We start from the raw sequence: 25,556 nt of genomic DNA on the forward strand, positions 1-25,556 counted from the left end.
ATCCCTGCGCCTCGCCCCGGCCGGAAGGCAAACGCCTCAGCGATTTACAGCCGGACCAGGGCATCGCTGACAGCCCTCAGTCATTTAGAAAGCAACTTTATTGCTTCTGCATAAAAAAATTACTGGGGATCCCTCAGCCCACAGGGAGAGGGAGAAAACCCCACCGGGCAAAAAACTACGATGCCGCAATAAACAGATCCCGCAGCTGATGAAGCTGATCGCGGATTTGCGCAGCCTCTTCGAACTCCAGATTCTGCGCGTGCTGCATCATCTGCCCTTCCAGCTCGTGGATCTTTTGCTGCAACGCTTTCGGGGTCAGCGCGACGGTATCCTCTTCCACCACTGAACGGGCCTTGCCGCGCCCTTTCGCTTTGGTCTTCGCAATGTTCTGACCCAGCGCCAGGATATCCACCACTTTCTTGTTCAGCCCCTGCGGCGTGATGCCGTGCTCTTCGTTATAGCGCTGCTGCTTCTCGCGACGACGTTCCGTTTCGCCAATCGCTTTGGCCATCGACGGGGTGATTTTATCCCCGTACAGAATCGCCTTCCCGTTGACGTTACGCGCGGCACGGCCAATGGTCTGGATCAGCGAGCGCTCGGAACGCAGGAAGCCCTCTTTGTCCGCGTCCAGAATCGCCACCAGCGACACTTCCGGCATATCCAGACCTTCTCGCAGAAGGTTGATACCCACCAGCACGTCGAACTCGCCCAGGCGCAGGTCGCGGATGATCTCCATACGCTCCACGGTATCAATATCCGAGTGCAGATACCGCACCTTCTCGCCGTGTTCTTCCAGATACTCCGTCAAATCCTCCGCCATACGTTTGGTGAGCGTGGTCACAAGCACGCGCTCGTTGATGGCAGAGCGGGCACGTATTTCCGAGAGCAGATCGTCCACCTGCGTCGCCACCGGACGCACCTCGATAATCGGATCCAGCAGCCCGGTCGGACGCACAACCTGGTCCACCACGTCATCACCGGATTTCTCCAGCTCGTAGTTGCCCGGCGTCGCCGATACGTAGATGGTCTGCGGAGCAAGCGCCTCAAATTCTTCAAACTTCATCGGACGGTTGTCCAGCGCTGACGGCAGTCGGAATCCGTACTCCACCAGCGTCTCTTTACGCGCGCGGTCACCGCGGTACATCCCGCCGATCTGGGGGATCGTAACGTGGGATTCGTCGATCACCAGCAGGCCGTCCGCCGGAAGGTAGTCAAACAGTGTCGGCGGCGCTTCGCCCGGCCCGCGTCCGGAGAGGTAGCGCGAGTAGTTTTCGATGCCGGAGCAGTAGCCCAGCTCGTTCATCATCTCCAGATCGAACTGGGTACGCTGGCTCAGGCGCTGCTCTTCCAGCAGCTTGTTGTTCGCCAGCAGCACCTTGCGGCGGTCTGCCAGCTCAATTTTAATCTCTTCCATCGCCTGTACGATACGCTCGCGTGGCGTCACGTAGTGCGTTTTCGGGTAGATGGTGAAGCGCTGGATCACCGACTCCACATGACCGGTCAGCGGGTCGAACAGCGACAGGCGTTCAACCTCTTCATCGAACAGCTCCACGCGCAGCGCCATGTCGTCCGATTCCGCTGGGAAGATATCAATCACCTCACCACGTACGCGGAAGGTCCCGCGCTGGAACGCCTGATCGTTACGGGTGTACTGCAGCTCCGCCAGACGGCGCAAAATTGCACGCTGATCGATGATCATCCCCTGCGTCAGGTGCAGCATCATCTTGAGATAGAGATCCGGATCGCCCAGGCCGTAGATCGCCGACACCGAGGCCACCACCACCACATCACGACGCTCCAGCAGCGCCTTGGTCGCCGACAAACGCATCTGCTCGATATGTTCGTTCACCGAGGCATCTTTCTCGATAAACGTGTCGGAGCTGGGAACGTAGGCTTCCGGCTGGTAGTAGTCGTAGTAGGAGACGAAATACTCCACCGCGTTTTCCGGGAAGAACTCTTTCATCTCACCATACAGCTGCGCCGCCAGCGTTTTGTTCGGCGCGAGAACCATCGTAGGACGCTGAAGATCGGCAATGACGTTGGCAATGGTGAAGGTTTTACCCGAACCGGTTACCCCCAGCAGGGTCTGGTGCGCCAGCCCGTCTTCCAGCCCCTCTTCCAGGCGACGAATGGCCTCGGGCTGATCCCCGGAAGGACGGAAAGCAGAATTCAATTTGAACGGTTTACTCATGGGCGACGACCTGATGACAGAATAAGCGGCAGGTGAGTAATTTTACTCGTTGTGGCCAGGATTGCCAGTAAAAAACACTGGATGGAAAACCAGTAGCGTGTCAGGATATTTAGCGTAGCGCAGAGAGGATTAGTGCGTTCGCGAGCTAAATTTCAACTGTGACAATATAAAACACCAGCCTCAGGGGGTTATCCCCAGAACTATTACTTTTTTAACATTTGTCAAGGGCGGTTATGAAAGTTTTATGGCAACAGGTGTCGCTGGCGCTGAGGGAATTGCTTTTATCTAATTCGTTAAAAAATATAGACTATTTCCTAAAGCCGCGTTTCGCATCAATTTGGGCGTAACCCGCGTATTCTCTCGCTTATCGCGTGTTTTCTAACTCTAATGCACAAGGTTATCCACAGGAATAGTGGATAACTGCCTCCAGCCCGTACAGCATGCACTCCAGCAAATTCCCGGTTTTTCCCACGAAGCGGCAGTAAAAAATTTTTATCACTCTTTTTTGCCTGGAAAACGTTCATTTTTTCATAAGTAACCGGCGAGATCTTAATCACAATTCCGCCATTTTCCCTGCACCACGATTCGACACGCCCGGCACCGGGAGCGTGCAATTCGAACAAACGTTAAGCTTTTAGCAGTGGGTTATTCCTAAAAATGGCTCTTTTTTAATCATTATTTTGTTTCTGGCAGGCGTTTTGCAGATATCAGCCTGAGCATTACCCCACACATTTTTAAGGAGAGAAAGATGTTGAGTCTGCGTGCTGTAAATCAGTTTTACGGAAGCCAACATACGCTATGGAACGTGAATATCGATTTCCCGCAAGGCATCTGTACGGGCATTGTTGGCCTGCCTGACATGGGTAAATCCACGCTCATGAACTGCATTACCGGAAAGGTGCCCGTTGAGAGCGGCACCATCATATGGCATGAGGCTGGCGCGCCGCCGCGTAATTTGCTCAGCCCTGCGTCAGCATTCACGGCGCCGCCAACGATAGGCTACGTCCCGCAGGATCGGCGGATATTTTCCCAGCTGACCGTCGATGAAAATCTGCATATCGCTATGCGGGCGACGGGGAAATCCGACCCGACATCAAAAAATGACGTGTACGCCCTGTTTCCGGAGCTCTATCCGCTGCGACAGAGCCGTGCCTCTGCGCTGTCCCCCGACGACCAGTATCAGCTGGCCCTCGCCAGTGCGCTGGTTAATCGCCCGCGCGTGTTGATTCTGGATGAGCCCATGTATGGCGCAGGGCAAGGCTTCGCCCGCAGGCTGGGTCAACTGCTGGTACGGTTGAATCGGGAGCTGGGAATGACGGTGCTGTTAGCGGAGCAACAGCTGTCGTTTATCCGCCGGGTAGCGGATCGTTTCTGCATGCTCTATCGCGGGCGTAACGTGGCACAGGGCCACGTTAACGAGCTGGATGACGACCTTATTGCGCACTGGATGGCGCGGGACAAAAGGCGCTGAGGTCAAGATAGCGTCCGGTTTCCGCCTGCTCTGCGCCGTCGGCAAGCCACGGGATCTCGCCGAGAAACGGCGCAGGCAGCACCCGCTTCAGCGTCGCCAGATACTCAGCATGACGTTTACCCGGCGCAACCACGTCATTGGCAATCCACCCTGCCAGACGCAACCCGGCCTGCTGCACGGCCTGAGCGGTCAGCATGGCGTGATTGATACAGCCAAGCTTCACGCCCACCACCAGAATGACCGGAAGCTGTTCGGCCTGCACCCAGTCAGCAAATGTTTGCTCGTCGGACAGCGGGGTAAACCAGCCGCCAGCCCCCTCCACCAGCACCCAGTCGGCCTGCGTTTCCAGGTTGCGTAATCCGGAAGAGAGCACCGAAATATCAATCGGACGATCTTCATCGGCGCTGACGATGTGCGGCGAGGTGGGTTCAGCAAAGGTATAGGGGTTCACCGCAGAATAGGCCAGCGCAAGGCTGCTGTTACGCTGTAGCGCCAGCGCATCAGTATTGCGTAAGCCTTCCGGCGTCATCTCGCTGCCGGAGGCTACGGGCTTATACCCGGCCGTTGTTTTCCCCAGCAGACGCGCCGCCTGCAACAGCGCGGCGCTGGCAACCGTTTTACCGACTTCGGTGTCCGTACCGGTAACAAAATAACGTTCAGTCACGTTCAATAATCCCATGAAAAAGATGATAAGAGAGCGGGAACCGGCCCCGATCCTGCGGCCAGGCCAGCCCGAGACGCTGGAGTTGTCCGCGGGTAAGGGGTTTCTTCTCCCGACCGGCGTGCAGGTGCGTCGCGCCTATGCCCTTAAGAGAGCGCATGGCGCTTAACGCATCGCTAAATTCGAGGGTGACGGTCTGGACCTCACTGCGATAGCGCCAGCCTGCCAGCGCCTGAGTGACCTGTTCGTGCGAGAGAAACCGGTTGGCGTGCGGCTGCGCATCCACCGCCCTCCACGCCTGATTCAGCTCCGGCAACGAACTTTCCAGCAGGGTGGTAAAGGCCACCGCTCCGCCGGGCCGTGCCACGCGGTAAAGCTCGCGTAGCGCCTGCGACAGGCTGGTGCACCACTGCACCGCCAGATGGCTCCAGACGAGGTCAAACAGCGCATCCTCCAGCGGGATGGCCTCGATATCGGCCACCAGATAGCGCTCTGCTGACTGCTGCTGGCGGGCTTCATCCAGCATCTGCGCGGATAAATCCAGCGCCGTGACGTGGCTGCCCGTTGCGCGCCAGTAGCGGCTATTGCCGCCTGGCCCGCAGCCCGCGTCCAGCACCTGCATAAAATGCCCCTCACCGAGCGCGGCCAGCAGCCCGCGCGCGCTCAGGCGTTGCAGCTCATCGTGCTGTGAATAGCTTTGCGCTGCCCGGCCAAACGCGGCGGCAACGGCCTGTTTATTGACGGGAGACATACAGTGCCTCCAGAAGCGTATCGATATCCTGCGGCTCGTGCGCTGCCGTAAGCGTCAGACGCAAGCGCGCGGTGTCTGGCGGCACGGTGGGTGGGCGGATCGCCGTGACCCACTGCCCGCGTTCTCGTAGCGCCTGTGCCAGCATCAGCGCCCGATGGTTTTCACCCACAATCACGGGCTGAATGGCGCTGTGCGAGTCGGTAAGCCGGTAAGGCAGTTCGCTTACCCCCCGGCGGAAACGCTGAATATGGTCGGCCAGGCGAGCCCGGCGTTCAGCGCCGTCTTCGCCGCGGATCACCGCAAGCGACGCAGAGAGTGCCACGGCCTGCGCCGGGGGCATGCTGGTGCTGTAGATCAGGTGCCGGGCGAACTGCACCAGGTAGTCGGCCACCGGCTCGCAGCACAACACCGCGGCACCGCTGACGCCGAAGCCTTTGCCGAAGGTGACCACCAGCAGTTCCGGCCTGACGCCCTGCTGATAAGCGCTTCCGCGCCCCTCCTCGCCGGTGACGCCAATGCCGTGGGCATCGTCGACCAGCAGCCAGGCGTTTTGCTGTTTTGCGGCGTCGTGCAACGCGGCCAGGGGCGCGCTGTCGCCGTCCATGCTGAATACCCCTTCCGTGACCGCCAGCTGAAGCCCTGAACAGGGTTTACCCAGCAGGACGTTCAGCTGAGAGGCATCGTTATGGGCAAAACGCCGCAGCTGTGCCGGGCTGAGACTGGCGGCTTCAAGCAGGGAGGCGTGGCTCAGGCGGTCCGCGATGATGCGGTCGTCTTTGCCCATCAGGGCGGCAATCACCGCCTGATTCGCGGCAAAACCGGAGATAAACAGCAGCGCCCGCGGGTAGCCCAGCCAGTCGGCCAACGCTTCCTCCAGCGCCTGATGGGCCGTGGTGTAGCCGCTGACGTGCCCGGAGCCACCGCTGCCCACGCCGTAACGATCCGCGCCCTGCTGCCAGGCACGAACGATCTGCGGGTGCTGGCTCAGGCCCAGATAATCGTTGCTGGAGAAATTACAGAACCGCTCTCCTTCCCGGGTGAGAAAACGGCCTGCACCGTTTTCCACTACCCTGCGTACCCGAAATGCATCCGCCGCCCGCCGCTCGTCGAGCGCGGTCCTGATACGTGCCTGCCAGGTCATACGGCTGCCGCGTTGTAGAACTGGTCAGTGTCGGCGTTGAAAATCTGCTGCTCCAGCTGCTGCTGTTGCTCGTTATCCCCCGCCTGTACCCCGGTCTGGTGTGGGTTCAGCCCCAGCTTGCGGAACAGCTGAACGTCTTTGTCCTCTTCCGGGTTTGGTGTGGTCAGCAGTTTGCAGCCGTAGAAGATGGAGTTGGCCCCGGCCATGAAGCACATCGCCTGGGTCTGCTCGCTCATCTGCTCGCGACCGGCAGAGAGGCGAACGTAAGAGGTCGGCATCATGATGCGCGCCACCGCGATGGTGCGGATGAAATCGAAGGCATCCACGTCCTCATTATCCGCCAGCGGCGTACCTTTTACCTTCACCAGCATGTTGATGGGCACACTTTCCGGCGGGGTCGGCAGGTTCGCCAGCTGTAACAGCAGGCCGGCACGATCTTTTACCGTTTCGCCCAGTCCCACGATCCCGCCGGAACAGACCTTGATCCCCGCATCACGCACTTTATCCAGCGTGTCCAGACGCTCCTGATAGGTGCGCGTGGTGATGATGTTGCCGTAGAATTCCGGCGAGGTATCGAGGTTGTGATTGTAGTAATCCAGCCCTGCCGCCGAGAGGCGCTGCGCCTGCTCCTCGTTCAGCGTACCCAGGGTCATGCAGGCTTCAAGCCCCATCTCCTTCACCCCCTTCACCATCTGCTCCAGATAGGGCATGTCGCGGTCATGGGGGTTTTTCCACGCCGCGCCCATGCAGAAGCGGGTTGAGCCAGCGTTTTTGGCCTTGCGCGCTGAGTCGAGCACCTGCTCGACTTCCATCAGGCGCTCGGATTCAAGACCGGTTTTATAGCGCGCGCTTTGCGGGCAATATTTGCAGTCTTCCGGGCAAGCCCCGGTTTTAATCGACAGCAGCGTGCTGACCTGAACATGACGCGGATCGAAGTGCTGGCGGTGCACCTGTTGCGCCTCAAACATCAGCTCCAGGAAAGGTTTGTTGAATAATTCAGTGACTTGCGACATCGTCCAGCGTGCGTGGTGAGCCATCGGGCTTCTCCAAAGGGTTTTGTTAATTGTCGGTTCGGTTTATACTTGTAAACCTAAAACTTTTCAAAATGGTTTACAAGTCGATTATGACCCAGGACGATCTCACCTTCGACAAGCAGCATATCTGGCACCCTTACACCTCCACGACCCGCCCCCTTCCCGTCTATCCGGTAGCCTCGGCCCACGGCTGCGAGCTGCATCTCGCCAGCGGCGAGCGGCTTGTTGACGGGATGTCCTCCTGGTGGGCGGCGATCCATGGCTACAACCACCCGCGTCTGAACGCGGCGATGAAAGCGCAGATTGACCAGATGTCACACGTGATGTTTGGCGGGATCACGCATCAGCCCGCGGTGGATTTATGCCGTCGCCTGGTAGCGATGACGCCTGAATCGCTGGAGTGTGTTTTCCTGGCTGATTCCGGCTCGGTGGCCGTGGAAGTGGCGATGAAAATGGCGTTGCAGTACTGGCATGCGAAGGGCGAAACGCGCCAGCGGTTCCTCACCTTCCGCAACGGCTATCACGGCGACACCTTCGGGGCGATGTCGGTGTGCGATCCGGACAACTCCATGCACAGCCTGTGGAAAGGCTACCTGCCGGAAAACCTGTTTGCGCCAGCCCCGCAGAGCCGCTTCGACGGCGAATGGGACGAGATGGACATGGTGGGCTTCGCGCGGTTGATGGCGGCCCATCGCCACGAGATTGCCGCCGTTATTCTCGAACCGATTGTGCAGGGCGCGGGCGGAATGCGGATGTATCACCCCGAGTGGCTGAAGCGCATTCGGAAGATGTGCGACCGCGAAGGGATTTTGCTGATTGCCGATGAGATCGCCACCGGCTTTGGTCGTACCGGGAAGCTGTTTGCCTGCGAGCATGCGGGGATCGCGCCGGATATTCTGTGCCTGGGGAAAGCGCTCACCGGCGGCACCATGACGCTCTCCGCCACGCTCACCACCCGCCAGGTTGCCGACACCATCAGCGACGGCGACGCGGGCTGCTTTATGCACGGCCCGACGTTTATGGGCAACCCGCTGGCCTGCGCCGTGGCAAGTGAAAGCCTCGCCATTCTGGAGAGCGGCGAGTGGCAGACGCAGGTGGCGGCGATTGAGGCGCAGCTGAAGCAGCAGCTAAGCGTGGCGGCGGATGCGGAATACGTCGCGGACGTCCGCGTGCTGGGCGCCATCGGGGTGATCGAGACAACGCATCCGGTGAACATGGCCGCGTTGCAGCGCTTCTTCGTTGACCAGGGCGTTTGGGTGCGACCTTTCGGTAAGCTGATTTACCTCATGCCGCCTTACAGCATTTCTCCGGATCAGCTCCACAAGCTGACCGGGGCAGTGGTTAAAGCCGTTAACATATCAGCGCATTTCACGATTTAACCCCATGCGTTACACTTTCTGAATGAGTGAGTAACGAGGGAAATAGGATGAAAATCATCAGTAAAGATTTGCGCGACGGCGAAAAGCTGCCGGAACGTCACGTGTTTAACGGGATGGGTTATCAGGGAGATAATATCTCTCCCCATCTGGCGTGGGACGATGTACCAGCGGGAACCAAAAGTTTTGTCGTGACCTGCTACGATCCAGATGCGCCAACCGGCTCGGGCTGGTGGCACTGGATCGTGGCAAACCTGCCCGCCGACACCCGCGTGCTGCCGCAGGGTTCCGGTTCCGATCTGGTTGCCCTGCCCGACGGTGCGATTCAGACCCGCACGGACTTTGGCAAAGCGGGCTACGGCGGCGCGGCGCCGCCAAAAGGGGAAACGCACCGCTATATCTTCACGGTGCACGCGCTGGATGTGGACAAGATTGAGGTTGACGAAGGGGCGAGCGGGGCAATGGTAGGCTTTAACGTGCATTTCCATTCGCTGGGCAGCGCGTCGATTACGGCGATGTATTCATAAAAAAAGCCGGGTGGCGGCTACGCCTTACCCGGCCTACATTCCGCATTCGTAGGCCCGGTAAGCGCAGCGCCACCGGGCAAAAAAATCACAGCACGGAAGGTAGCAATCCTGCAAGGGTTTCTTCTTCCAGAAGCTGTATCGCCTTATCAATATCCGGCGCAAAGAAGCGGTCCTCATCGTAGTGCGTAACGTGCTCGCGCAGCGTATGACGCGCCTGCTCCAGCAGCGGGCTGGATTTTAGCCCTTCGCGCAAATCAATACCCTGACACGCCGCCAGCCATTCCACCGCCAGCACGCCGCGGGTGTTGGAGGCCATCTCCCACAGTCGACGCCCGGCAGCCGGGGCCATCGAAACGTGATCTTCCTGATTTGCTGACGTTGGCAGGCTGTCCACGCTGTGCGGATGCGACAGGGCTTTGTTTTCGCTTGCCAGTGCCGCGGCGGTGACCTGGGCGATCATAAAGCCCGAGTTCACGCCGCCGTTGCGCACCAGGAACGGCGGTAACTGGGACATGTGTTTATCCATCATTAGTGCGATTCGACGCTCGGACAAGGCTCCGATTTCGGCAATCGCCAGCGCGATATTATCTGCGGCCATCGCCACCGGCTCGGCGTGGAAGTTGCCGCCGGAGACCACCTCGTTTTCCTGAGCAAATACCAGTGGGTTGTCGGACACCGCATTGGCCTCCACCAGCAGCACTTCTGCCGCCTGGCGAAGCTGTGTCAGGCATGCGCCCATCACCTGCGGCTGGCAGCGCAGAGAATACGGATCCTGCACCTTCTCGCAGTTGTGATGCGAATCGGCAATGTCGCTGGTATCGGTAAGTACGTGGCGGTACATGGCTGCGGCATCAATCTGACCACGCTGGCCGCGCACCTCGTGGATGCGGGCATCGAACGGACGACGCGAGCCGAGCACCGCTTCAGTGGTCAGCGCACCACACACCACCGCGGAGGCGAACAGATCTTCCGCTTCAAACAGGCCGCGCAGCGCAAAGGCCGTCGACGCCTGCGTGCCGTTGAGCAGCGCCAGCCCTTCTTTTGCCGCGAGGGTGATCGGCGCTAAGCCGGCTTTTTTCAGCGCCTCTTTCGCAGGCAGCCACTCCCCTTGCCAGCGCGCCTTGCCTTCACCCAGCAGGAGCAGCGACATATGCGCCAGCGGTGCCAGATCGCCGGAAGCTCCGACGGAACCCTTCGCCGGGATCCACGGATAAACTTCCGCATTCACCAGCGCCATCAGCGCCTGGATCACGCTCAGACGAATGCCGGAAAACCCACGCGCCAGGCTGTTGATTTTCAACACCATCATCAGGCGGACGATCTCATCGTCCAGCGGCTGGCCAACGCCCGCCGCGTGCGAGAGCACCAGCGAACGCTGTAAATTCTCCAGATCGTGCGTGGCAATGCGGGTCTGCGCCAGCAGGCCAAACCCGGTATTGATGCCGTAGGCGGTGCGCCCCTCCGCTACAATCGCCTCCACGCAGGCCACGCTGTCGTTAATGGCACGGTGGGCGCTTTCATCAAGGGCGAGTGTCACCGGCTGACGCCAGACGTGACGCAGCTGTTTGAGCGACAAAGAGCCGGGAGTAAGTGTTAACGCGTTCATGCAGGCTTTCCTTGTGTGGCGGGGATCATCGGCAGGTTCAGGCCCTGCTCTTTGGCACAATCAATGGCAATCTCGTAACCCGCATCCGCGTGGCGCATTACGCCGGTTGCCGGGTCGTTATGCAGCACGCGAGCAATACGTGCCGCCGCTTCGTCGGTACCGTCACAGACGATGACCATCCCGGAGTGCTGGGAGAAGCCCATCCCGACGCCGCCGCCGTGGTGCAGCGACACCCAGGTTGCGCCACTGGCGGTGTTCAGCAGGGCATTCAGCAGCGGCCAGTCGGAGACCGCATCCGAGCCGTCGCGCATGGCTTCGGTTTCACGGTTCGGACTGGCGACAGAGCCGGAGTCCAGGTGGTCGCGGCCAATGACGATCGGCGCGGAGACTTCGCCGCTGCGCACCATTTCGTTAAAGGCGAGGCCGAGTTTTTGCCGCCACTCCAGCCCGACCCAGCAGATACGCGCTGGCAGGCCCTGGAAATTAATGCGCTCGCGCGCCATGTCCAGCCAGCGGTGCAGGTGCTCGTCGTCGGCGACAATTTCCTTCACTCTGGCGTCGGTTTTGTAGATATCCTCCGGGTCGCCGGACAGGGCAACCCAGCGGAACGGCCCGATGCCGCGGCAGAACAGCGGACGAATATAGGCGGGCACGAAGCCGGGGAAATCAAAGGCGTTATTCACCCCCATCTCTTTCGCCATCTGGCGGATGTTATTCCCGTAATCAAAGGTCGGAATCCCCATCTTACTGAAGGCGAGCATCGCGGAGACGTGTTCCGCCATGGCGCGTTTAGCCGCCAGTACCGTGCCCTCAGGATCGGTTTCCGCTTTTTGCTGGTAATCTTCCCAAGTCCAGCCTTTTGGCAGGTAACCATGAAGCGGATCGTGAGCGCTGGTCTGGTCGGTGACCAGATCCGGACGCACGCCGCGCGCCACCAGTTCCGGCAGAATATCCGCCGCGTTGCCGCACAGGGCAACCGACACGGCTTTGCCTTCAGCGGTGTACTTTTTGATGCGCGCCAGCGCGTCATCGAGGTTGTCGGCCTGTTCATCAACATAGCGGGTACGCAGACGGAAATCGATGCGGCTCTGCTGGCACTCAATGTTCAGGGAGCACGCGCCCGCCAGCGTCGCGGCCAGCGGCTGCGCGCCGCCCATGCCGCCTAGTCCGGCGGTGAGCACCCAGCGGCCTTTCAGTGAGCCGTTATAGTGCTGTCGGCCCGCTTCCACGAAGGTTTCATAGGTGCCCTGCACAATCCCCTGGCTGCCGATGTAGATCCAGCTACCCGCGGTCATCTGGCCGTACATGGCCAGCCCTTTTGCGTCCAGCTCGTTGAAGTGTTCCCACGTCGCCCAGTGCGGCACCAGGTTGGAGTTGGCAATCAGCACACGGGGCGCATTTTTATGGGTTTTGAATACGCCAACCGGTTTGCCGGATTGCACCAGCAGCGTTTCGTCGTTTTCGAGATTCGTCAAAGACTCAACAATCGCGTCATAGCACGCCCAGTTGCGCGCGGCGCGGCCAATGCCGCCGTAGACCACCAGCTCATGGGGATTCTCTGCTACCTCAGGATCAAGGTTGTTCATTAACATGCGCAGCGGTGCTTCGGTGAGCCAGCTTTTTGCGGTGAGCGTGGTGCCGCGCGCGGCGCGGACATCCTGCTTGCGGTATTTATCTAACGACATTGTGTGTTCCTCATAAGGGACAGGTGATGCATTTAGATATACTTGTATAGACAAGCACACACAAGGTCGGATTTAACAAAAAAGATACAATTTTGCTATATTGCGTTAGCGATCACGCTTATAAAACTTATGACATAAAGTGGCCCTGCAACCGGTAACGATTCCCCGGGAACAGCAGCTTCGCATGCGACACGATCTGCGAGGCTGACCAGGTACGACGGCGGATCAGCAGGCAGGGATCGTGCTCTTTAATACGCAACAACTCGCACTCCTGAGGCGTGGCGCGCACGGCCTCCACGATATGCTCCCCTTCCGTCAGCGGGGCGACGAGCGAGAGATACGCATGCGGTGTGGTTTGGGTGTAATCCTGGTTCAGGTAGTCCGGGATCCGCTCCGCGTTGACGCAGCGATCTTCAATCTGGACCGGAATATCGTTCTCATAATGCACCATCACCGAATGGAAGATCCGGGTGCCCTCTTTAACGTTCAGCTCAATGGCCTGTTCGGCGCTGGCCTGCGTCTCTTCAAGCACCAGCACTTCGCAGTGGTGCTGATGGTTGCGGGCGGCAATTTCATCGGCAATGCTGCGGATTTCAAACAGCGCCGACTGTCCTTTTGGCTCGGCGACAAAGGTTCCGACACCCTGCAAACGCACCAGCAACCCTTCATCGGTCAGTTCCCGCAGCGCCCGGTTAATGGTCATTCGACTAAAGCCAAACTGCGCGACCAGTTCAGCTTCGGAGGGAATACGGTCGTGCGGACGCCAGACGCCGGCAGCAATTTTTTCGCTGATCGCCTGCTTCACCTTTTCGTAAAAAGGCGCGGGAGGGCTCGGCTGCGGCAGGGGCGAGCGTGAAAACATCATGACTCCTTGAATGTTGTTATGCCCACCAGTGAGCAATTTGCCAGGCCAGTCGGGCGGCAAGCTTCGCCCCCTGACCGTCCCGGTCGTAGTGCGGATTATATTCCACCAGATCCACCGCCTGTAGTTTACCGCTTCGGCAGATACGCTCAATCGCCGGGAACAGATCCAGCGCCGGGATCCCCAACGCCGCAGGGGCGGATACGGCGGGCATTTCTGCGGCGGGCAGCACATCGAGGTCAATGGTGAGATAAACCCGGTCTGCCTGCGCAAGCACGCTATCCAGCGCGGATAGCGCATCCCGGCGAAAATCGAGATCTTCAACCAGCATCACGTTCAACCGTTCAGCTTCCTCCCACAGCGCCTGGGTATTCGCCGCACGGCTTACCCCCAGGCAGGCGTAGTGAAACGACCGCGACTGCGACGCGCAGTAGAGCGCCAGCTGGCGGAACGGCGTGCCGGACGTAGCCCGTTCAGCCTTACGTAAATCGAGGTGCGCATCCAGGTTGATCACCGCAATGCGATCGTTCGGAAAGGCATCCAGCACGCCGCGCCCGTGCGCCCAGGCGGTTTCATGTCCACCGCCAAAAACCAGAGTACGCATCCCGGATTGCTGGCACGCGGTAATGGCCTCGCTCAGCGCCTGCTGTGCCGCCTCCAGCGCATTGCCTTCAACAAAAATGGAGCCCATATCCACGAGGCGCGCATGCCCCTGATGGCTCGCCATATTCGCCAGCGCGCCGCGCAGCACATCGGGAGCCTGTGCAGCACCGGGCCTACCCTGGTTACGCTTAACCCCTTCATCACATTCAAAGCCCAGCAGGGCGATGCCTGACGGCACGGGTGCAAAGTGTTCGCGCTGCTTTATGGTCTGGAAGAGACGTTTCGCGGTGCTGGATTCGGCGCTGTCGTCACGACCCTGCCAGACGTGCGGGGAAACGGGATGCCACAATTTCATGCTACCTGCCCCCGAAACACGCGTTGATATAAAGGATTCCGCCCCGGCTCGTAAACCATCTCAACCGGATGATTCGCCTCCCAGACGACGAAATCAGCCACATAACCGGGCTTTAACTGCCCGTGTGTCGCACCACGACCTAGCGCCTGCGCCGCATGCCGCGTCACGCCAGCCCAGGCCTCTTCCGGCGTGAGGCCAAACTGGACGCAGGCCATGTTCATTGCCAGATGCAGGCTGGCAAACGGGCTGGTGCCCGGGTTGTAGTCGGTAGCCACCGCCATCGGCACGCCCTGCTCTCTCAGCTGCGCCACCGGTGGACGCTGGCGCTCCTGAAGAAAATAGAACGCGCCGGGGAGCAATACCGCCACCGTGCCGCTTTGCGCCATCGCCTGAATACCTGCATCATCGAGATACTCAGTATGATCGGCCGACAGCCCCTTATACTGGCTGACCAGCGCCGCGCCGCCCAGATTCGACAGCTGCTCTACATGCCCTTTAACCGGTATCCCGAGCGCGGCGGCGGCCTGGAACAGGCGCTCGGTTTGCGCCGGGGTAAAGCCGACGTTTTCACAAAACACGTCCACCGCTTCAAATAACTCTTTTTGCCACAGCGTGGGCATGATCTGCTCACAGACCAGCGTGAGATAGGCATCCGGATCCTGTCGGTACTCGGCAGGAACGGCGTGCGCGGCCAGCAGCGTCGGGCTGATATCGACCAGATTGTTCAGGCTGAGCTGGCGGGCAACCAGCAGCATTTTCTCTTCGGCCTGGACGTTCAGTCCGTATCCCGATTTGATTTCAATGGTCGTTACGCCTTCATTCATCAGCCGCTGGAGCCGCTGCTGTGCCACCGTCAGGAGCATTTCCGGCGAACTGTTGCGGGTCGCCGTGACCGTGGCGTTAATACCGCCGCCCTGCGCGCTAATGGTCTGATACGACACGCCGTTAAGCCGTTGCTCCCATTCCGCTGCGCGATCGCCGCCGAACACCAGATGGGTGTGGCAATCGATCAGGCCGGGAGTAACCAGACGCCCGTCGAGATCGACACACTGACGATGCCCGGAGGGGATCTCGGCTTCAGGAATAACGGCCGCAATCGTCTGGCCGCGCACGACGAGGGCATGTTGTTCTTTCAGGCCGTAGGGTTCCGGCTCACCTGTCGCCAGGGTCGCCAGTCGCGCATTTCGCCATATCACATCATCGGGATGAAGCTGCTGCATGTGCCTTCCGCTTGTCATGGGTTGTATAGACATTTATTTTCATCTGTCACCTGCTGTCAACCGCCTTGCAGGAAAATGTTATTTATTTGTGATGACTTTCCCGTCGCCTGCGGGCAAAAATGCAACTTTTCCCGTTTTTATCTTCCCGTTTCGCTCAACTTAGTATAAAAAAGCAGGCTATTTCGTCTATTCAGATAAGACTTGCATACCCAGGAGCATTACCTTGAATATTTCCAGGATTTCCCGTCTGGCGTTGGCACTCGCCTTTGGCGTGACTTTATCCGCTTGCAGTTCAACACCACCGGATCAGCAACCTTCTGAGCAGGTTGCTCCGGGCACCGCTTCCCGTCCGATCCTGTCAGCGGCTGAAGCGAAGAACTTCACCCGTGCGCACTATTTCTCGGCGATGGATCCCAATGCAGCCCCGTGGACGCCTTCTTCTATTAACCTGCCGAAACAGCCAGACTTCGTTGTCGGCCCGGCCGGGGCAGAGGGCGTTACGCACACCTCAATTCAGGCAGCTGTTGATGCCGCAATCACCAAACACAGCGCATCTCGTCAGTACATTGCCATCCTGCCGGGTGAATACGAAGGAACCGTTTATGTTCCGGCTGCACCGGGAAGCATTACGCTTTACGGACTTGGCGAAAAAGCGGTCGACGTGAAAATTGGCCTGGCGATTGATTCAGAGATCGACAGCACCACCTGGCGCCATCTGGTGAACCCGGCCGGTAAATACATGCCAGGTAAACCGGCGTGGTATATGTTTGATAACTGCCAGCGCAAACGTGCCGCCACCATTGGCGTGATGTGCTCGGCGGTATTCTGGTCACAGAACAATGGCCTGCAATTGCAGAACCTGACCATTCAGAACACCCTGGGCGACAGCGTTGACGCAGGTAATCACCAGGCCGTGGCGCTGCGTAGCGATGGCGACAAGGTACAGATTAACAACGTCAATATCCTGGGCCGCCAGAATACCTTCTTCGTGACCAACAGCGGCGTGCAGAATACCCTTCAGAACAATCGTCTGACGCGTACTCTGGTCACCAACAGCTACATTGAAGGCGACGTGGATATGGTCTCCGGTCGCGGCGCGGTGGTGTTTGATAACACCGACTTCCGCGTGGTGAATTCACGTACGCAGCAGGAAGGTTACGTCTTTGCCCCGGCCACGCAGTCCAATCTGTTCTATGGCTTCCTGGCCGTGAATAGCCGCTTTACTGCTGCTGGCGATGGCGTGGCGCAGCTTGGCCGCTCTCTGGACGTGGACTCCGCCACTAACGGCCAGGTCGTGATCCGCGACAGCGTGATTAACGAAGGCTTTAACATGGCGAAACCGTGGGCGGATGCGGCGATCTCGAAACGTCCTTTCTCCGGCAACACCGGCACGGTGGATGATAAAGACAACGTGCAGCGTAACCTGAACGACGCTAACTTCAACCGCATGTGGGAATACAACAACCGCGGTCTGGGTAGCAAAGTGGTTGCTGAACCGAAGCAGTAAAATGCCTGCTGCCGGGTGGCGGCTACGCCTTACCCGGCCTACCTCATGCATTAACCACGCATAAAAAAACCTCGCATGTGCGAGGTTTTTTTTCGTCTACGGATCAGTGAGCGTTAATTACAACCCACATCGGCCCTTGTCCGACCGCATAGCGTCCTTTCTCTTCCAGTAGACCCTGCACGCCTTTGATTTCATAGAGCGCGATGTGGTGGGATTTCTGCCCCGCCGCAATCAGGTATTTGCCGCTGTGGTCGACATTAAAGCCGCGCGGCTGGGTTTCTGTCGGCTGGAAGCCCTCAACTGCCAGAACGCTGCCATCTTCTGAGACGCTGAAGACGGTGATCAGACTGGAGGTACGGTCACAGGCATACAGGTGGCGGCCATCGGGCGTGATGTGAATGTCTGCCGCCCAGCGTGTGTCGGAGAAATCAGCTGGCATCATGTCCAGCGTCTGTACACACTCGATCTGCCCGTTAGGATCGTTCAGCTCCCAGACATCTACCGAGCTGTTCAGCTCGTTAACGACATAGGCATACTGCTGATTCGGGTGGAAGACCATATGGCGCGGGCCTGCGCCTTCCACGGTGGTGACTTCCGCCGGGCTCTGCGCGACCAGATGACCGTCATCGCTCAGGGTAAACAGGCAGATGCGATCCTGCTTCAGCGCTGGCACCCACAGCGTGCGGTTATCCGGCGAAATGTTGGCGGAGTGGCAACCCTCAAGCCCTTCTACCACGTCGACGGTTTCAACGGGAATACCGTCTTCCAGGCGGGTGACGCTCACGCAGCCTGCATTGTAGGAGCCGCTGAAGATAAAGTTGCCTTTATGGTCGGTAGAAATATGGGTCGGGCTGCCCGGCAGCGGCGCTTCTGCGGTATAGGTCAGCGCGCCGTCATCCGGGGAGATGCGGTATGCGAGTACGCGGAATTCCGGGCGTACCCCGACATAAAGAAAACGTTTATCCGGGCTGACGACCATCGGCTGCACCTGGCCTGGCACATCAACAACCTGAACCAGCGTAAGCGAACCTTCTGTATTCAAACGCCAGACATGGATCTGCTGACTTTCAGGACTGGCGGTATAAACGGTTTGTTTCATGAATACTCCTGATTATTTTTAACGGTGAATGCTGAATTGTAGTCCGGGATTTTGCAGGGTTCCGCTCTCGGTGTACCATCCCGACAGACCTTAAATTCAACATTAACCCGGAAGAAAAAATGACCTCGCGAGTGATTGCCCTGGATTTAGACGGAACACTGCTTACCCCTCAGAAAACCCTGCTCCCCTCTTCTCTTGAGGCCCTCAAACGAGCCCGGGAAGCGGGGTATCAACTTCTCATCGTAACGGGTCGACATCACGTAGCCATTCATCCTTTTTATCAGGCACTGGGCTTAGATACACCTGCAATTTGTTGTAATGGCACTTATTTGTATGATTATCAGGCAAAAAAGGTTTTAACCTCTGATCCGCTTCCCGCTCCGCAGGCGCTGCAATTGATTGATTTACTGGATGAGCACGCGATTCACGGCCTGATGTATGTGGATAACGCCATGCTGTATGAACGCCCTACCGGCCATGTGATCCGCACCAGCAACTGGGCCCTGTCTCTGCCGGAAGCGCAGCGTCCGGTGTTCACTCAGGTTTCCTCCCTGCGCCAGGCGGCGGAAGACGTCCAGGCAATCTGGAAATTTGCCCTGACCGATGAAGACACCGCCAAACTGAACACCTTCGCAAAACATGTCGAGCATACGCTGGGTCTGGAATGTGAATGGTCCTGGCACGATCAGGTGGATATCGCCCGTAAAGGCAACAGCAAAGGAAAGCGTTTGACCCAGTTCGTTGAGTCACAGGGCTGGTCAATGCAGGACGTGATTGCCTTCGGCGATAACTATAACGACATCAGCATGCTGGAAGCGGCCGGAACGGGCGTGGCGATGGGCAACGCCGATGATGCGGTGAAAGCGCGTGCTAACGTGGTGATTGGCGATAACACCACCGACAGCATCGCGCAGTATATTTATACCCACCTGCTGTAATCAGGCGGTGATAGAGACGCTCTTGATTTGCGCGTAAAGCCACAGGCCAGGCTTGATGCCTAACTCATCCCTGGCCCACGGGCTGATGCGCGCCCACAGCGTTCTGTTGCCCACTTCCAGTTGCACTTCTACCTGGCCGTTATCATCAAAACACTGCGCCACTTTTGCGCGCAAAATATTGCGGATACTGGTTTGCAGCGGCGGTTGCAGCACCAGGGAGACATCCGACGCCTGAATGCGGATCCGTAACGTGGACTGAATCGGCGTATCGATTTTATTCACCCACAAATGCTGGTCACCCAGCGCCAGCGCGGTCATCGCATAATGTGGATGGTGCTCCAGCACGCTCACCTTCAGAATGCTGCTCTGCTGCTCCTTTGGCAGCCACGGATGCATAACGCTGCTGCCCCATACCTCTTCCAGATTGCCGAATGCCTTCACCCTGCCCGCCTCCAGCACCAGCACTTTGTCGGCCAGATGTAAGATCTCATCCAGCGAATGGCTGACGTACAGCATGGGCACGTTGATTTCCCGCGCCAGACGTTGCAGATACGGCAGCAACTCGCGCTTGCGCGGAATATCCAGCGAGGCCAGCGGCTCATCCAGCAGCAACAATTCCGGCGCGGTTAACAGGGCGCGGCCAATCGCCACGCGCTGTTTTTCACCACCCGACAGCGAAGACGGGAGACGATCGAGCAGCGGTTCGATGCCCAGCAGCGCCACCAGCTTATCGAACTGTCCGGCCATGCTTTTTGCCATGCCATAGCGCAGATTTCCGCGCACGCTGTAGTGCGGAAACAGGCGCGCATCCTGAAACACATAGCCGATGCGGCGCTTATCCGGTGACAGGCAGACCTTCTTCTCCGCGTCGTTTAAGACGCGGTTATTTAACACAATTCTGCCAGACTGGGGACGCGTCAGGCCGCTAATCGCATTAATCAGCGACGTTTTCCCTGCCCCGGAAACGCCAAAAATGGCGGTGATACCGCTGGCAGGCAGCGTTTCGTTAAGCGTCAGAGTGTGGCTGCCCAGGGTTTGCGTAAAGTTGAGTTCCAGCATCACGGTTTCCCCATCCGTTCACGGCTAAGGCGCGCCAGCCATTCAGACACCAGCAGCGAGACCAGGGCGAGTACAATCGAAATAATACACAGCCGGGCCGCCGCACTTTCGCCACCCGGGGTTTGAATCAGGGTATACATGGCCGACGGGATGGTCCGCGTCTCGCCGGGAATGTTGGACACAAAGGTGATGGTCGCGCCGAACTCACCCAGTGAGCGGGCGAAGGCTAACACCGTACCGACGATAATGCCCGGTAAGGTGAGCGGAAGCGTAATGGTCAGAAATACCCGCCAGCGGCCTGCGCCCAGCGTGCGGGCGGCCTGCTCTAGCCGTATATCCACCCCTTCCAGCGCCAGGCGGATAGCGCGCACCATTAGCGGGAAGGACATTACTGCCGCGGCCAGAACCGCGCCGCGCCAGCTGAAAGCAAAGGTCAGGCCGAACCAGTCGTACAGCCATTCGCCGATAAAACCGCGTCGCCCCATGGAGATCAGCAGCAGATAGCCGACCACCACAGGCGGTAACACGAGCGGAAGATGGAGAACACTGTCGAGCAGGGCTTTGCCTGGAAACTTCACGCGAACCAGTAACCAGGCAAAGAACACCCCAAAGGGCAAACTCAGCGCAACCGCCAGGGAAGAGACTTTCAGGCTCAGCAGCACGGCCTGCCATTCAGGTTCGGTCAATATCATTCGTGAGTCGTAAATCCGTAACGTTTAAAGATAGCGGACGCTTCAGGCCCCTTCAGGTAGTCAACGAAGGCCGTCACGGTCGCATTTTTATGTCCATCAACTATCGCAACAGGATATTCTACTTTCTTATGCGAGTCTTCCGGGAAGGTACCGACCACCTTCACACCTTTACTGGCGACGGCATCGGAGCCGTAAACGATCCCGAGTGGGGCTTCGTTACGCTCCACCAGTGCCAGCGCGCCGCGCACATCTTCTGCGGGAGCCAGCTTCGGCGATAAGGTCTCCCATGCGCCCAGTTTTTGTAGCGCTTCTTTCGCATAAATCCCGGCAGGAACATGCTCCGGATCGCCCACCGCCAGACGGCCACCGTTGAGCAGACGGGTCCAGTCCGTCTGTTTGTTGATGGAGATGTCGCCCTGCTTGCTGTTTGCGGGCGCGACCACCACCAGGCTATTTCCCAGCAGGGTTTCGCGGGTAGCCGTATCAACAGATTTTTTCTCCACCGCGTAATCCATCCATTTCTGATCGGCAGAGATGAACAGATCCGCGGGTGCCCCCGCTTCAATCTGGCGGGCCAGCGTGGACGAGGAGGCAAACGACGAAACGACCTCGACGTTTTTCTCTTTTTTGTATACCGCAGCAATACCCTGCATCGCGTTAGTCAGCGACGCCGCCGCAAAGACCGTGATTTTTCCTTCATCCGCCAGCGCGTGGCCGGTGAGTGAGAGAGTCAGCGTTGCCCCTGCGAAAAGGCGTACCCATGAACGTGCCATTTGAAGCTCCTGTGCGTATCGTTATATACAAACAAATATAACGACATATCGCAGGCGTTCCTAGCGCTAAATCGTACCCATTAATGCGTAAACTCAAGGAACGTTGTAAAAGATATCGGCGGGAGAGGAATAAACTTGAGAGCAAAACGCCCGGGCTGGCCGGGCGTTTTGGAGGAAATCATTGCTGCTTTTTAGGCTGGTCACGACGATGACCAATGTTCGAAAAGACGTTGAACACTTCACCCAGGCCGTAGATGGCACCGAGGATGATAGCCATCACTACTGGCACCATGATTACCGCGAATACCAGACTTTTCAACAACTCTAACATGGTTTTCTCCAGATCTTGTGAACGGCTTATTCTACCCTGAAAAGTAAGAAAAACATCCCCTTTTGTGCGGTGCGCTTTCCGCACCCGGACATTTGGGTCACAATAACCTTTTTGCCGGGACATTGTTATGCAGGCCGAAATTCTCCTCACCCTACGACTTCAGCAGAAGCTTTTCGCCGATCCGCGACGCATCGCCCTGTTAAAACAAATAGAACAAACTGGCTCGATTAGCCAGGGAGCCAAAAACGCCGGCATCAGCTATAAAAGCGCCTGGGATGCGATTAACGACATGAACACCCTGAGCGAACAAACGCTGGTAGAGCGCGCCACCGGCGGAAAAGGCGGCGGCGGTGCCGTGTTGACGCGTTACGGGCAACGCCTGATCCAGCTCTATGACTTACTGGCGCAGATCCAGCAAAAAGCATTTGATGTGCTGAGCGATGACGACAACCTGCCGCTGGACAGCCTGCTGGGCGCCATCTCCCGTTTCTCTTTGCAGACCAGCGCCCGCAACCAGTGGTTTGGTACGGTGACGGGGCGCGATCATTCGCAGGTGCAGGAGCATATTGAGATCCTGCTCGCGGACGGCACAACGCGCCTGAAAGCCGCCATCACCACGCAAAGCGGTCAACGCCTCGGGCTGAACGAAGGTCAGGAAGTGCTGGTATTACTCAAAGCGCCCTGGATCAGCATCACGCTTAACCCTGAGCAGGCCGCCGAGGCCGACAACCAGCTACGCGGGCGTATCAGCCACATCGAGCGCGGCGCAGAACAGTGTGAAGTGCTGATGACCCTGCCGGATGGACAGTCGCTCTGCGCCACCGTTCCGGTGAACGACGCGACCGAATTAGATGAAGGTGCTGTGGTGACCGCATATTTCAATGCAGACCGGGTAATTATCGCAACATTGTGCTAAGCGCATTGACAACCCCACCAACACTGAGTATCCCTGACATCTGTTGCTGCAAAAAATGGGATAACACATGTCATCATTGCATATTTCGCAAGGCACGTTTCGTCTTAGCGATACCCGTACCTTATCGCTGCCAGAGTTAACCCTTCGCGCCGGAGAAAGCTGGGCGTTTGTGGGCACGAATGGCAGCGGAAAATCCGCGCTGGCCCGCGCTCTGGCAGGCGAATTAACCCAGCTGAAGGGTGAGCGTCAGTGCACCTTTACCCGGCTGACGCGCCTTTCCTTCGAACAGCTGCAAAAGCTGGTCAGCGATGAGTGGCAGCGTAACAATACCGATTTGCTCAGCCCCGGCGAAGAAGATACCGGCCGCACGACGGCGGACATTATCCAGGATGAGATAAAAGATCCTGCCCGCTGTCAGCAGCTGGCGGAGCAATTTGGCATTACCGCCCTGCTTAACCGCCGCTTTAAATATCTCTCTACCGGCGAGACGCGCAAAACGCTGCTGTGCCAGGCGCTGATGAGCGAGCCGGAACTCCTGATTCTGGATGAACCGTTTGACGGACTGGATGTGCAGTCCCGCGCGCAGCTGGCAGCGTTGCTGGCGTCGCTTAACCAGCAGGGATACACCCTTGTGCTGGTCCTTAACCGCTTTGATGAGATCCCGGATTTCGTACATTACGCGGGCGTGCTGGCGGACTGTAGCCTGACCGAAACCGGCGAGAAAGCCGTACTGCTCCGGCAGGCGCTAATTGCACAGCTGGCCCACAGCGAGAAACTGGACGGTATTGCGCTGCCGGAGCCGGATGCCCCTTCGGCACGCCACGGGCTGGATCCTGACCAGCCGCGCATTGTGCTGCGCGATGGGGTGGTTGCTTACGACGATCGCCCTATTCTTAATCATCTCAGCTGGACGGTTAATCCTGGTGAGCACTGGCAGATCGTCGGCCCCAACGGGGCGGGTAAATCCACGCTGCTAAGCCTGATCACTGGCGATCACCCGCAGGGTTACAGCAACGATTTGACCCTCTTCGGCCGCCGCCGCGGCAGCGGGGAAACCATCTGGGATATCAAAAAGCATATCGGTTATGTTAGCAGCAGCCTGCATCTGGACTATCGGGTGAGCACTACGGTGCGAAACGTGATCCTCTCTGGCTTCTTCGATTCCATTGGTATTTATCAGGCGGTATCCGACAAGCAGCACAAGCTGGCGCAGCAGTGGCTGGATATTCTGGGTATGGACAACCGGGTAGCCGATGCGCCATTCCACAGCCTGTCGTGGGGGCAGCAGCGGCTGGCATTGATCGTCCGCGCGCTGGTTAAGCATCCTACGCTGTTGATTCTTGATGAACCGTTGCAGGGGCTGGATCCCCTCAACCGTCAGCTGATCCGCCGCTTTGTGGATGTCCTGATTAGCGAAGGTGAAACCCAGCTGCTGTTTGTCTCCCACCATGCTGAGGATGCCCCATCCTGCATCACCCATCGGCTGGAATTTGTGCCTGACGGCGAGCATTACCGCTACCTGCTGAGCAAAATCGATTAACGCGTGGAGGGCGCTGCCCTCCGCTTTTCAGACAACCTGCAACAATACATCTCTATCTCTTTGATCTACAATGCACTCAGTCTGTGAAAAAGCGCCTGTGAAAACCAGTGTAAACGATACCACTATTTTATCCCATGTCACACTTTTCGCGTCTCTGATATGCTATGGTTAATTCATACCATAAGCCTAATGGAGCGAAATATGCGAGTTCTGGTAACAGGTGGTAGCGGTTACATAGGAAGTCATACCTGCGTACAACTTCTGCAAAACGGCCACGATGTCGTCATTCTTGATAACCTGTGCAACAGTAAGCGCAGCGTGCTGCCGGTCATTGAACGCCTTGCGGGTAAACAGCCGACTTTCGTGGAAGGCGATATCCGCAATGAAGCATTGATGACTGAAATCCTTCACGATCACGCGATTGAAACCGTTATCCACTTCGCGGGCCTGAAAGCGGTGGGCGAATCGGTAGCAAAACCGCTTGAGTACTACGACAACAACGTCAACGGTACCCTGCGTCTGATCTCCGCCATGCGTGCGGCGAACGTTAAAAACTTTATCTTCAGCTCTTCCGCGACCGTCTACGGCGATCAGCCAAAAATTCCTTACGTTGAAAGCTTCCCGACCGGTACGCCGCAAAGCCCGTATGGCAAAAGCAAGCTGATGGTAGAGCAGATCCTGACCGACCTGCAAAAAGCCCAGCCTGAGTGGAGCATCGCGCTGCTGCGCTACTTCAACCCGGTTGGCGCGCATCCGTCAGGCGACATGGGTGAAGATCCGCAGGGCATTCCAAATAACCTGATGCCGTATATCGCGCAGGTTGCCGTAGGGCGTCGCGACTCCCTGGCGATTTTTGGTAACGATTATCCCACCGAAGACGGCACCGGCGTGCGCGATTACATTCACGTGATGGATCTGGCCGACGGCCACGTGGCGGCGATGCAGCAGCTGGCGGATAAACCGGGCGTGCATATTTACAACCTCGGCGCCGGCGTCGGCAGCAGCGTGCTGGATGTGGTGAATGCCTTCAGTAAAGCCTGCGGCAAGCCAGTGAAGTATCACTTCGCGCCGCGTCGTGATGGCGACCTCCCGGCTTACTGGGCCGATGCCACCAAAGCGGATAAAGAGCTTAACTGGCGTGTTACCCGCACGCTTGATGAAATGGCACAGGATACCTGGCACTGGCAGTCACGCCATCCGCAGGGTTATCCGGATTAA

Annotated in this window: 23 protein-coding genes; 8 read left to right on the forward strand and 15 right to left on the reverse strand. The window is 58.1% G+C overall.

Annotated elements, in window-relative coordinates; all coding sequences use genetic code 11:
* Positions 1-175 precede the first annotated feature (175 nt).
* Positions 176-2,191, reverse strand: coding sequence for an excinuclease ABC subunit UvrB (gene uvrB / locus CKK19_RS21350; protein WP_003858519.1), 2,016 nt, complete (start codon positions 2,189-2,191; stop codon positions 176-178).
* Between the two features lie 748 nt (positions 2,192-2,939).
* Here uvrB and CKK19_RS21355 point away from each other — a divergent pair.
* Positions 2,940-3,662, forward strand: a complete 723-nt coding sequence (locus tag CKK19_RS21355) for an ABC transporter ATP-binding protein (RefSeq protein WP_063853891.1) — start codon at positions 2,940-2,942, stop codon at positions 3,660-3,662.
* Here CKK19_RS21355 and bioD read toward each other — a convergent pair.
* The 4 genes from bioD to bioB are packed head-to-tail and all read right to left on the reverse strand — an operon-like array spanning position 3,625 to position 7,252.
* Positions 3,625-4,326: a dethiobiotin synthase gene (gene bioD / locus CKK19_RS21360; RefSeq protein ID WP_074174418.1), complete on the reverse strand. Its 702-nt coding sequence runs from the start codon at positions 4,324-4,326 to the stop codon at positions 3,625-3,627. The genes CKK19_RS21355 and bioD overlap by 38 nt on opposite strands.
* On the reverse strand, positions 4,319-5,074 hold the full coding sequence (gene bioC, locus CKK19_RS21365) for a malonyl-ACP O-methyltransferase BioC (protein WP_023299633.1): 756 nt from the start codon (positions 5,072-5,074) through the stop codon (positions 4,319-4,321). The genes bioD and bioC overlap by 8 nt, the downstream gene beginning before the upstream one ends.
* Positions 5,058-6,215 carry an 8-amino-7-oxononanoate synthase gene (bioF, locus tag CKK19_RS21370; protein ID WP_023299632.1) on the reverse strand — a complete coding sequence of 386 codons (1,158 nt, stop codon included), beginning with the start codon at positions 6,213-6,215 and terminating at the stop codon, positions 5,058-5,060. The genes bioC and bioF overlap by 17 nt, the downstream gene beginning before the upstream one ends.
* Positions 6,212-7,252 carry a biotin synthase BioB gene (gene bioB, locus CKK19_RS21375; RefSeq protein ID WP_017384942.1) on the reverse strand — a complete coding sequence of 347 codons (1,041 nt, stop codon included), beginning with the start codon at positions 7,250-7,252 and terminating at the stop codon, positions 6,212-6,214. Before bioB ends, bioF begins: the two co-directional genes overlap by 4 nt.
* Positions 7,253-7,338: 86 nt before the next feature.
* On the opposite strand from bioB, the gene bioA reads away from it, so the two are divergent.
* Complete coding sequence (bioA, locus tag CKK19_RS21380; RefSeq protein WP_046618837.1) at positions 7,339-8,628, forward strand: adenosylmethionine--8-amino-7-oxononanoate transaminase; 1,290 nt, start codon at positions 7,339-7,341, stop codon at positions 8,626-8,628.
* Between the two features lie 47 nt (positions 8,629-8,675).
* Entirely contained in the window at positions 8,676-9,152 is a 477-nt protein-coding gene (locus tag CKK19_RS21385; protein WP_003858531.1) for a kinase inhibitor, read from the forward strand.
* An 85-nt stretch (positions 9,153-9,237) separates the two neighbouring features.
* Here the strand turns inward: CKK19_RS21385 and hutH are convergent, their stop codons facing one another.
* The 5 genes from hutH to hutI form a co-directional block, all read right to left on the reverse strand.
* Positions 9,238-10,758, reverse strand: coding sequence for a histidine ammonia-lyase (gene hutH, locus CKK19_RS21390; protein WP_032624627.1), 1,521 nt, complete (start codon positions 10,756-10,758; stop codon positions 9,238-9,240).
* Entirely contained in the window at positions 10,755-12,443 is a 1,689-nt protein-coding gene (hutU, locus tag CKK19_RS21395; RefSeq protein WP_063853889.1) for a urocanate hydratase, read from the reverse strand. The genes hutH and hutU overlap by 4 nt, the downstream gene beginning before the upstream one ends.
* A 127-nt stretch (positions 12,444-12,570) precedes the next feature.
* Positions 12,571-13,305, reverse strand: coding sequence for a histidine utilization repressor (locus CKK19_RS21400; RefSeq protein ID WP_063853888.1), 735 nt, complete (start codon positions 13,303-13,305; stop codon positions 12,571-12,573).
* Positions 13,306-13,324: 19 nt separating this feature from the next.
* Positions 13,325-14,263: a formimidoylglutamase gene (hutG, locus tag CKK19_RS21405; protein ID WP_063853887.1), complete on the reverse strand. Its 939-nt coding sequence runs from the start codon at positions 14,261-14,263 to the stop codon at positions 13,325-13,327.
* On the reverse strand, positions 14,260-15,483 hold the full coding sequence (gene hutI / locus CKK19_RS21410) for an imidazolonepropionase (protein ID WP_063853886.1): 1,224 nt from the start codon (positions 15,481-15,483) through the stop codon (positions 14,260-14,262). The genes hutG and hutI overlap by 4 nt, the downstream gene beginning before the upstream one ends.
* A gap of 223 nt (positions 15,484-15,706) precedes the next feature.
* Between hutI and CKK19_RS21415 the strand changes: the two genes are divergently transcribed.
* A complete protein-coding gene (locus tag CKK19_RS21415) occupies positions 15,707-16,990 on the forward strand; it encodes a putative acyl-CoA thioester hydrolase (protein ID WP_017384948.1) in 1,284 nt (427 codons plus the stop codon).
* 103 nt (positions 16,991-17,093) lie between these two features.
* Here the strand turns inward: CKK19_RS21415 and pgl are convergent, their stop codons facing one another.
* Positions 17,094-18,089, reverse strand: coding sequence for a 6-phosphogluconolactonase (pgl, locus tag CKK19_RS21420; RefSeq protein ID WP_023305719.1), 996 nt, complete (start codon positions 18,087-18,089; stop codon positions 17,094-17,096).
* Positions 18,090-18,208: 119 nt separating this feature from the next.
* On the opposite strand from pgl, the gene CKK19_RS21425 reads away from it, so the two are divergent.
* On the forward strand, positions 18,209-19,027 hold the full coding sequence (locus tag CKK19_RS21425; protein ID WP_063853885.1) for a pyridoxal phosphatase: 819 nt from the start codon (positions 18,209-18,211) through the stop codon (positions 19,025-19,027).
* On the opposite strand, the gene modC is transcribed toward CKK19_RS21425, so the two are convergent.
* The 4 genes from modC to CKK19_RS21445 form a co-directional block, all read right to left on the reverse strand.
* Positions 19,028-20,086 (reverse strand): molybdenum ABC transporter ATP-binding protein ModC, encoded by a 1,059-nt coding sequence (gene modC / locus CKK19_RS21430; RefSeq protein WP_017384950.1) that lies wholly within the window; start codon positions 20,084-20,086, stop codon positions 19,028-19,030.
* Positions 20,086-20,778 (reverse strand): molybdate ABC transporter permease subunit, encoded by a 693-nt coding sequence (gene modB / locus CKK19_RS21435; protein ID WP_045309132.1) that lies wholly within the window; start codon positions 20,776-20,778, stop codon positions 20,086-20,088. Before modB ends, modC begins: the two co-directional genes overlap by 1 nt.
* On the reverse strand, positions 20,775-21,551 hold the full coding sequence (gene modA, locus CKK19_RS21440; protein WP_063853884.1) for a molybdate ABC transporter substrate-binding protein: 777 nt from the start codon (positions 21,549-21,551) through the stop codon (positions 20,775-20,777). The genes modB and modA overlap by 4 nt, the downstream gene beginning before the upstream one ends.
* 178 nt (positions 21,552-21,729) lie before the next feature.
* Positions 21,730-21,882 carry an AcrZ family multidrug efflux pump-associated protein gene (locus CKK19_RS21445; protein WP_003858549.1) on the reverse strand — a complete coding sequence of 51 codons (153 nt, stop codon included), beginning with the start codon at positions 21,880-21,882 and terminating at the stop codon, positions 21,730-21,732.
* A gap of 127 nt (positions 21,883-22,009) precedes the next feature.
* Here CKK19_RS21445 and modE point away from each other — a divergent pair, with 127 nt between their 5' ends.
* From modE to galE, 3 genes are all read left to right on the forward strand, one after another.
* Entirely contained in the window at positions 22,010-22,798 is a 789-nt protein-coding gene (modE, locus tag CKK19_RS21450; RefSeq protein ID WP_063853883.1) for a molybdenum-dependent transcriptional regulator, read from the forward strand.
* Positions 22,799-22,865: 67 nt separating this feature from the next.
* A complete protein-coding gene (gene modF / locus CKK19_RS21455) occupies positions 22,866-24,338 on the forward strand; it encodes a molybdate ABC transporter ATP-binding protein ModF (RefSeq protein ID WP_022647483.1) in 1,473 nt (490 codons plus the stop codon).
* Positions 24,339-24,539: 201 nt separating this feature from the next.
* The gene (galE, locus tag CKK19_RS21460) at positions 24,540-25,556 is read left to right on the forward strand and encodes a UDP-glucose 4-epimerase GalE (RefSeq protein ID WP_063853882.1); all 1,017 of its coding nucleotides are present in this window, start codon (positions 24,540-24,542) and stop codon (positions 25,554-25,556) included.

Origin of the sequence: Enterobacter sp. CCUG 70166, from assembly GCF_020224095.1 — a bacterium.
Taxonomy (GTDB): Bacteria; Pseudomonadota; Gammaproteobacteria; order Enterobacterales; family Enterobacteriaceae; genus Enterobacter; species Enterobacter intestinihominis.

Excerpts from the sequence above, each read along its gene's own strand:
- uvrB (WP_003858519.1), bottom strand. The coding sequence starts at position 2,191 with ATGAGTAAACCGTTCAAATTGAATTCTGCTTTCCGTCCTTCCGGGGAT.
- CKK19_RS21355 (WP_063853891.1), top strand. The coding sequence starts at position 2,940 with ATGTTGAGTCTGCGTGCTGTAAATCAGTTTTACGGAAGCCAACATACG.
- bioC (WP_023299633.1), bottom strand. The coding sequence starts at position 5,074 with ATGTCTCCCGTCAATAAACAGGCCGTTGCCGCCGCGTTTGGCCGGGCA.
- bioF (WP_023299632.1), bottom strand. The coding sequence starts at position 6,215 with ATGACCTGGCAGGCACGTATCAGGACCGCGCTCGACGAGCGGCGGGCG.
- bioB (WP_017384942.1), bottom strand. The coding sequence starts at position 7,252 with ATGGCTCACCACGCACGCTGGACGATGTCGCAAGTCACTGAATTATTC.
- bioA (WP_046618837.1), top strand. The coding sequence starts at position 7,339 with ATGACCCAGGACGATCTCACCTTCGACAAGCAGCATATCTGGCACCCT.
- CKK19_RS21385 (WP_003858531.1), top strand. The coding sequence starts at position 8,676 with ATGAAAATCATCAGTAAAGATTTGCGCGACGGCGAAAAGCTGCCGGAA.
- hutH (WP_032624627.1), bottom strand. The coding sequence starts at position 10,758 with ATGAACGCGTTAACACTTACTCCCGGCTCTTTGTCGCTCAAACAGCTG.
- hutU (WP_063853889.1), bottom strand. The coding sequence starts at position 12,443 with ATGTCGTTAGATAAATACCGCAAGCAGGATGTCCGCGCCGCGCGCGGC.
- CKK19_RS21400 (WP_063853888.1), bottom strand. The coding sequence starts at position 13,305 with ATGTTTTCACGCTCGCCCCTGCCGCAGCCGAGCCCTCCCGCGCCTTTT.
- hutG (WP_063853887.1), bottom strand. The coding sequence starts at position 14,263 with ATGAAATTGTGGCATCCCGTTTCCCCGCACGTCTGGCAGGGTCGTGAC.
- hutI (WP_063853886.1), bottom strand. The coding sequence starts at position 15,483 with ATGCAGCAGCTTCATCCCGATGATGTGATATGGCGAAATGCGCGACTG.
- pgl (WP_023305719.1), bottom strand. The coding sequence starts at position 18,089 with ATGAAACAAACCGTTTATACCGCCAGTCCTGAAAGTCAGCAGATCCAT.
- CKK19_RS21425 (WP_063853885.1), top strand. The coding sequence starts at position 18,209 with ATGACCTCGCGAGTGATTGCCCTGGATTTAGACGGAACACTGCTTACC.
- modC (WP_017384950.1), bottom strand. The coding sequence starts at position 20,086 with ATGCTGGAACTCAACTTTACGCAAACCCTGGGCAGCCACACTCTGACG.
- modB (WP_045309132.1), bottom strand. The coding sequence starts at position 20,778 with ATGATATTGACCGAACCTGAATGGCAGGCCGTGCTGCTGAGCCTGAAA.
- modA (WP_063853884.1), bottom strand. The coding sequence starts at position 21,551 with ATGGCACGTTCATGGGTACGCCTTTTCGCAGGGGCAACGCTGACTCTC.
- CKK19_RS21445 (WP_003858549.1), bottom strand. The coding sequence starts at position 21,882 with ATGTTAGAGTTGTTGAAAAGTCTGGTATTCGCGGTAATCATGGTGCCA.
- modE (WP_063853883.1), top strand. The coding sequence starts at position 22,010 with ATGCAGGCCGAAATTCTCCTCACCCTACGACTTCAGCAGAAGCTTTTC.
- modF (WP_022647483.1), top strand. The coding sequence starts at position 22,866 with ATGTCATCATTGCATATTTCGCAAGGCACGTTTCGTCTTAGCGATACC.
- galE (WP_063853882.1), top strand. The coding sequence starts at position 24,540 with ATGCGAGTTCTGGTAACAGGTGGTAGCGGTTACATAGGAAGTCATACC.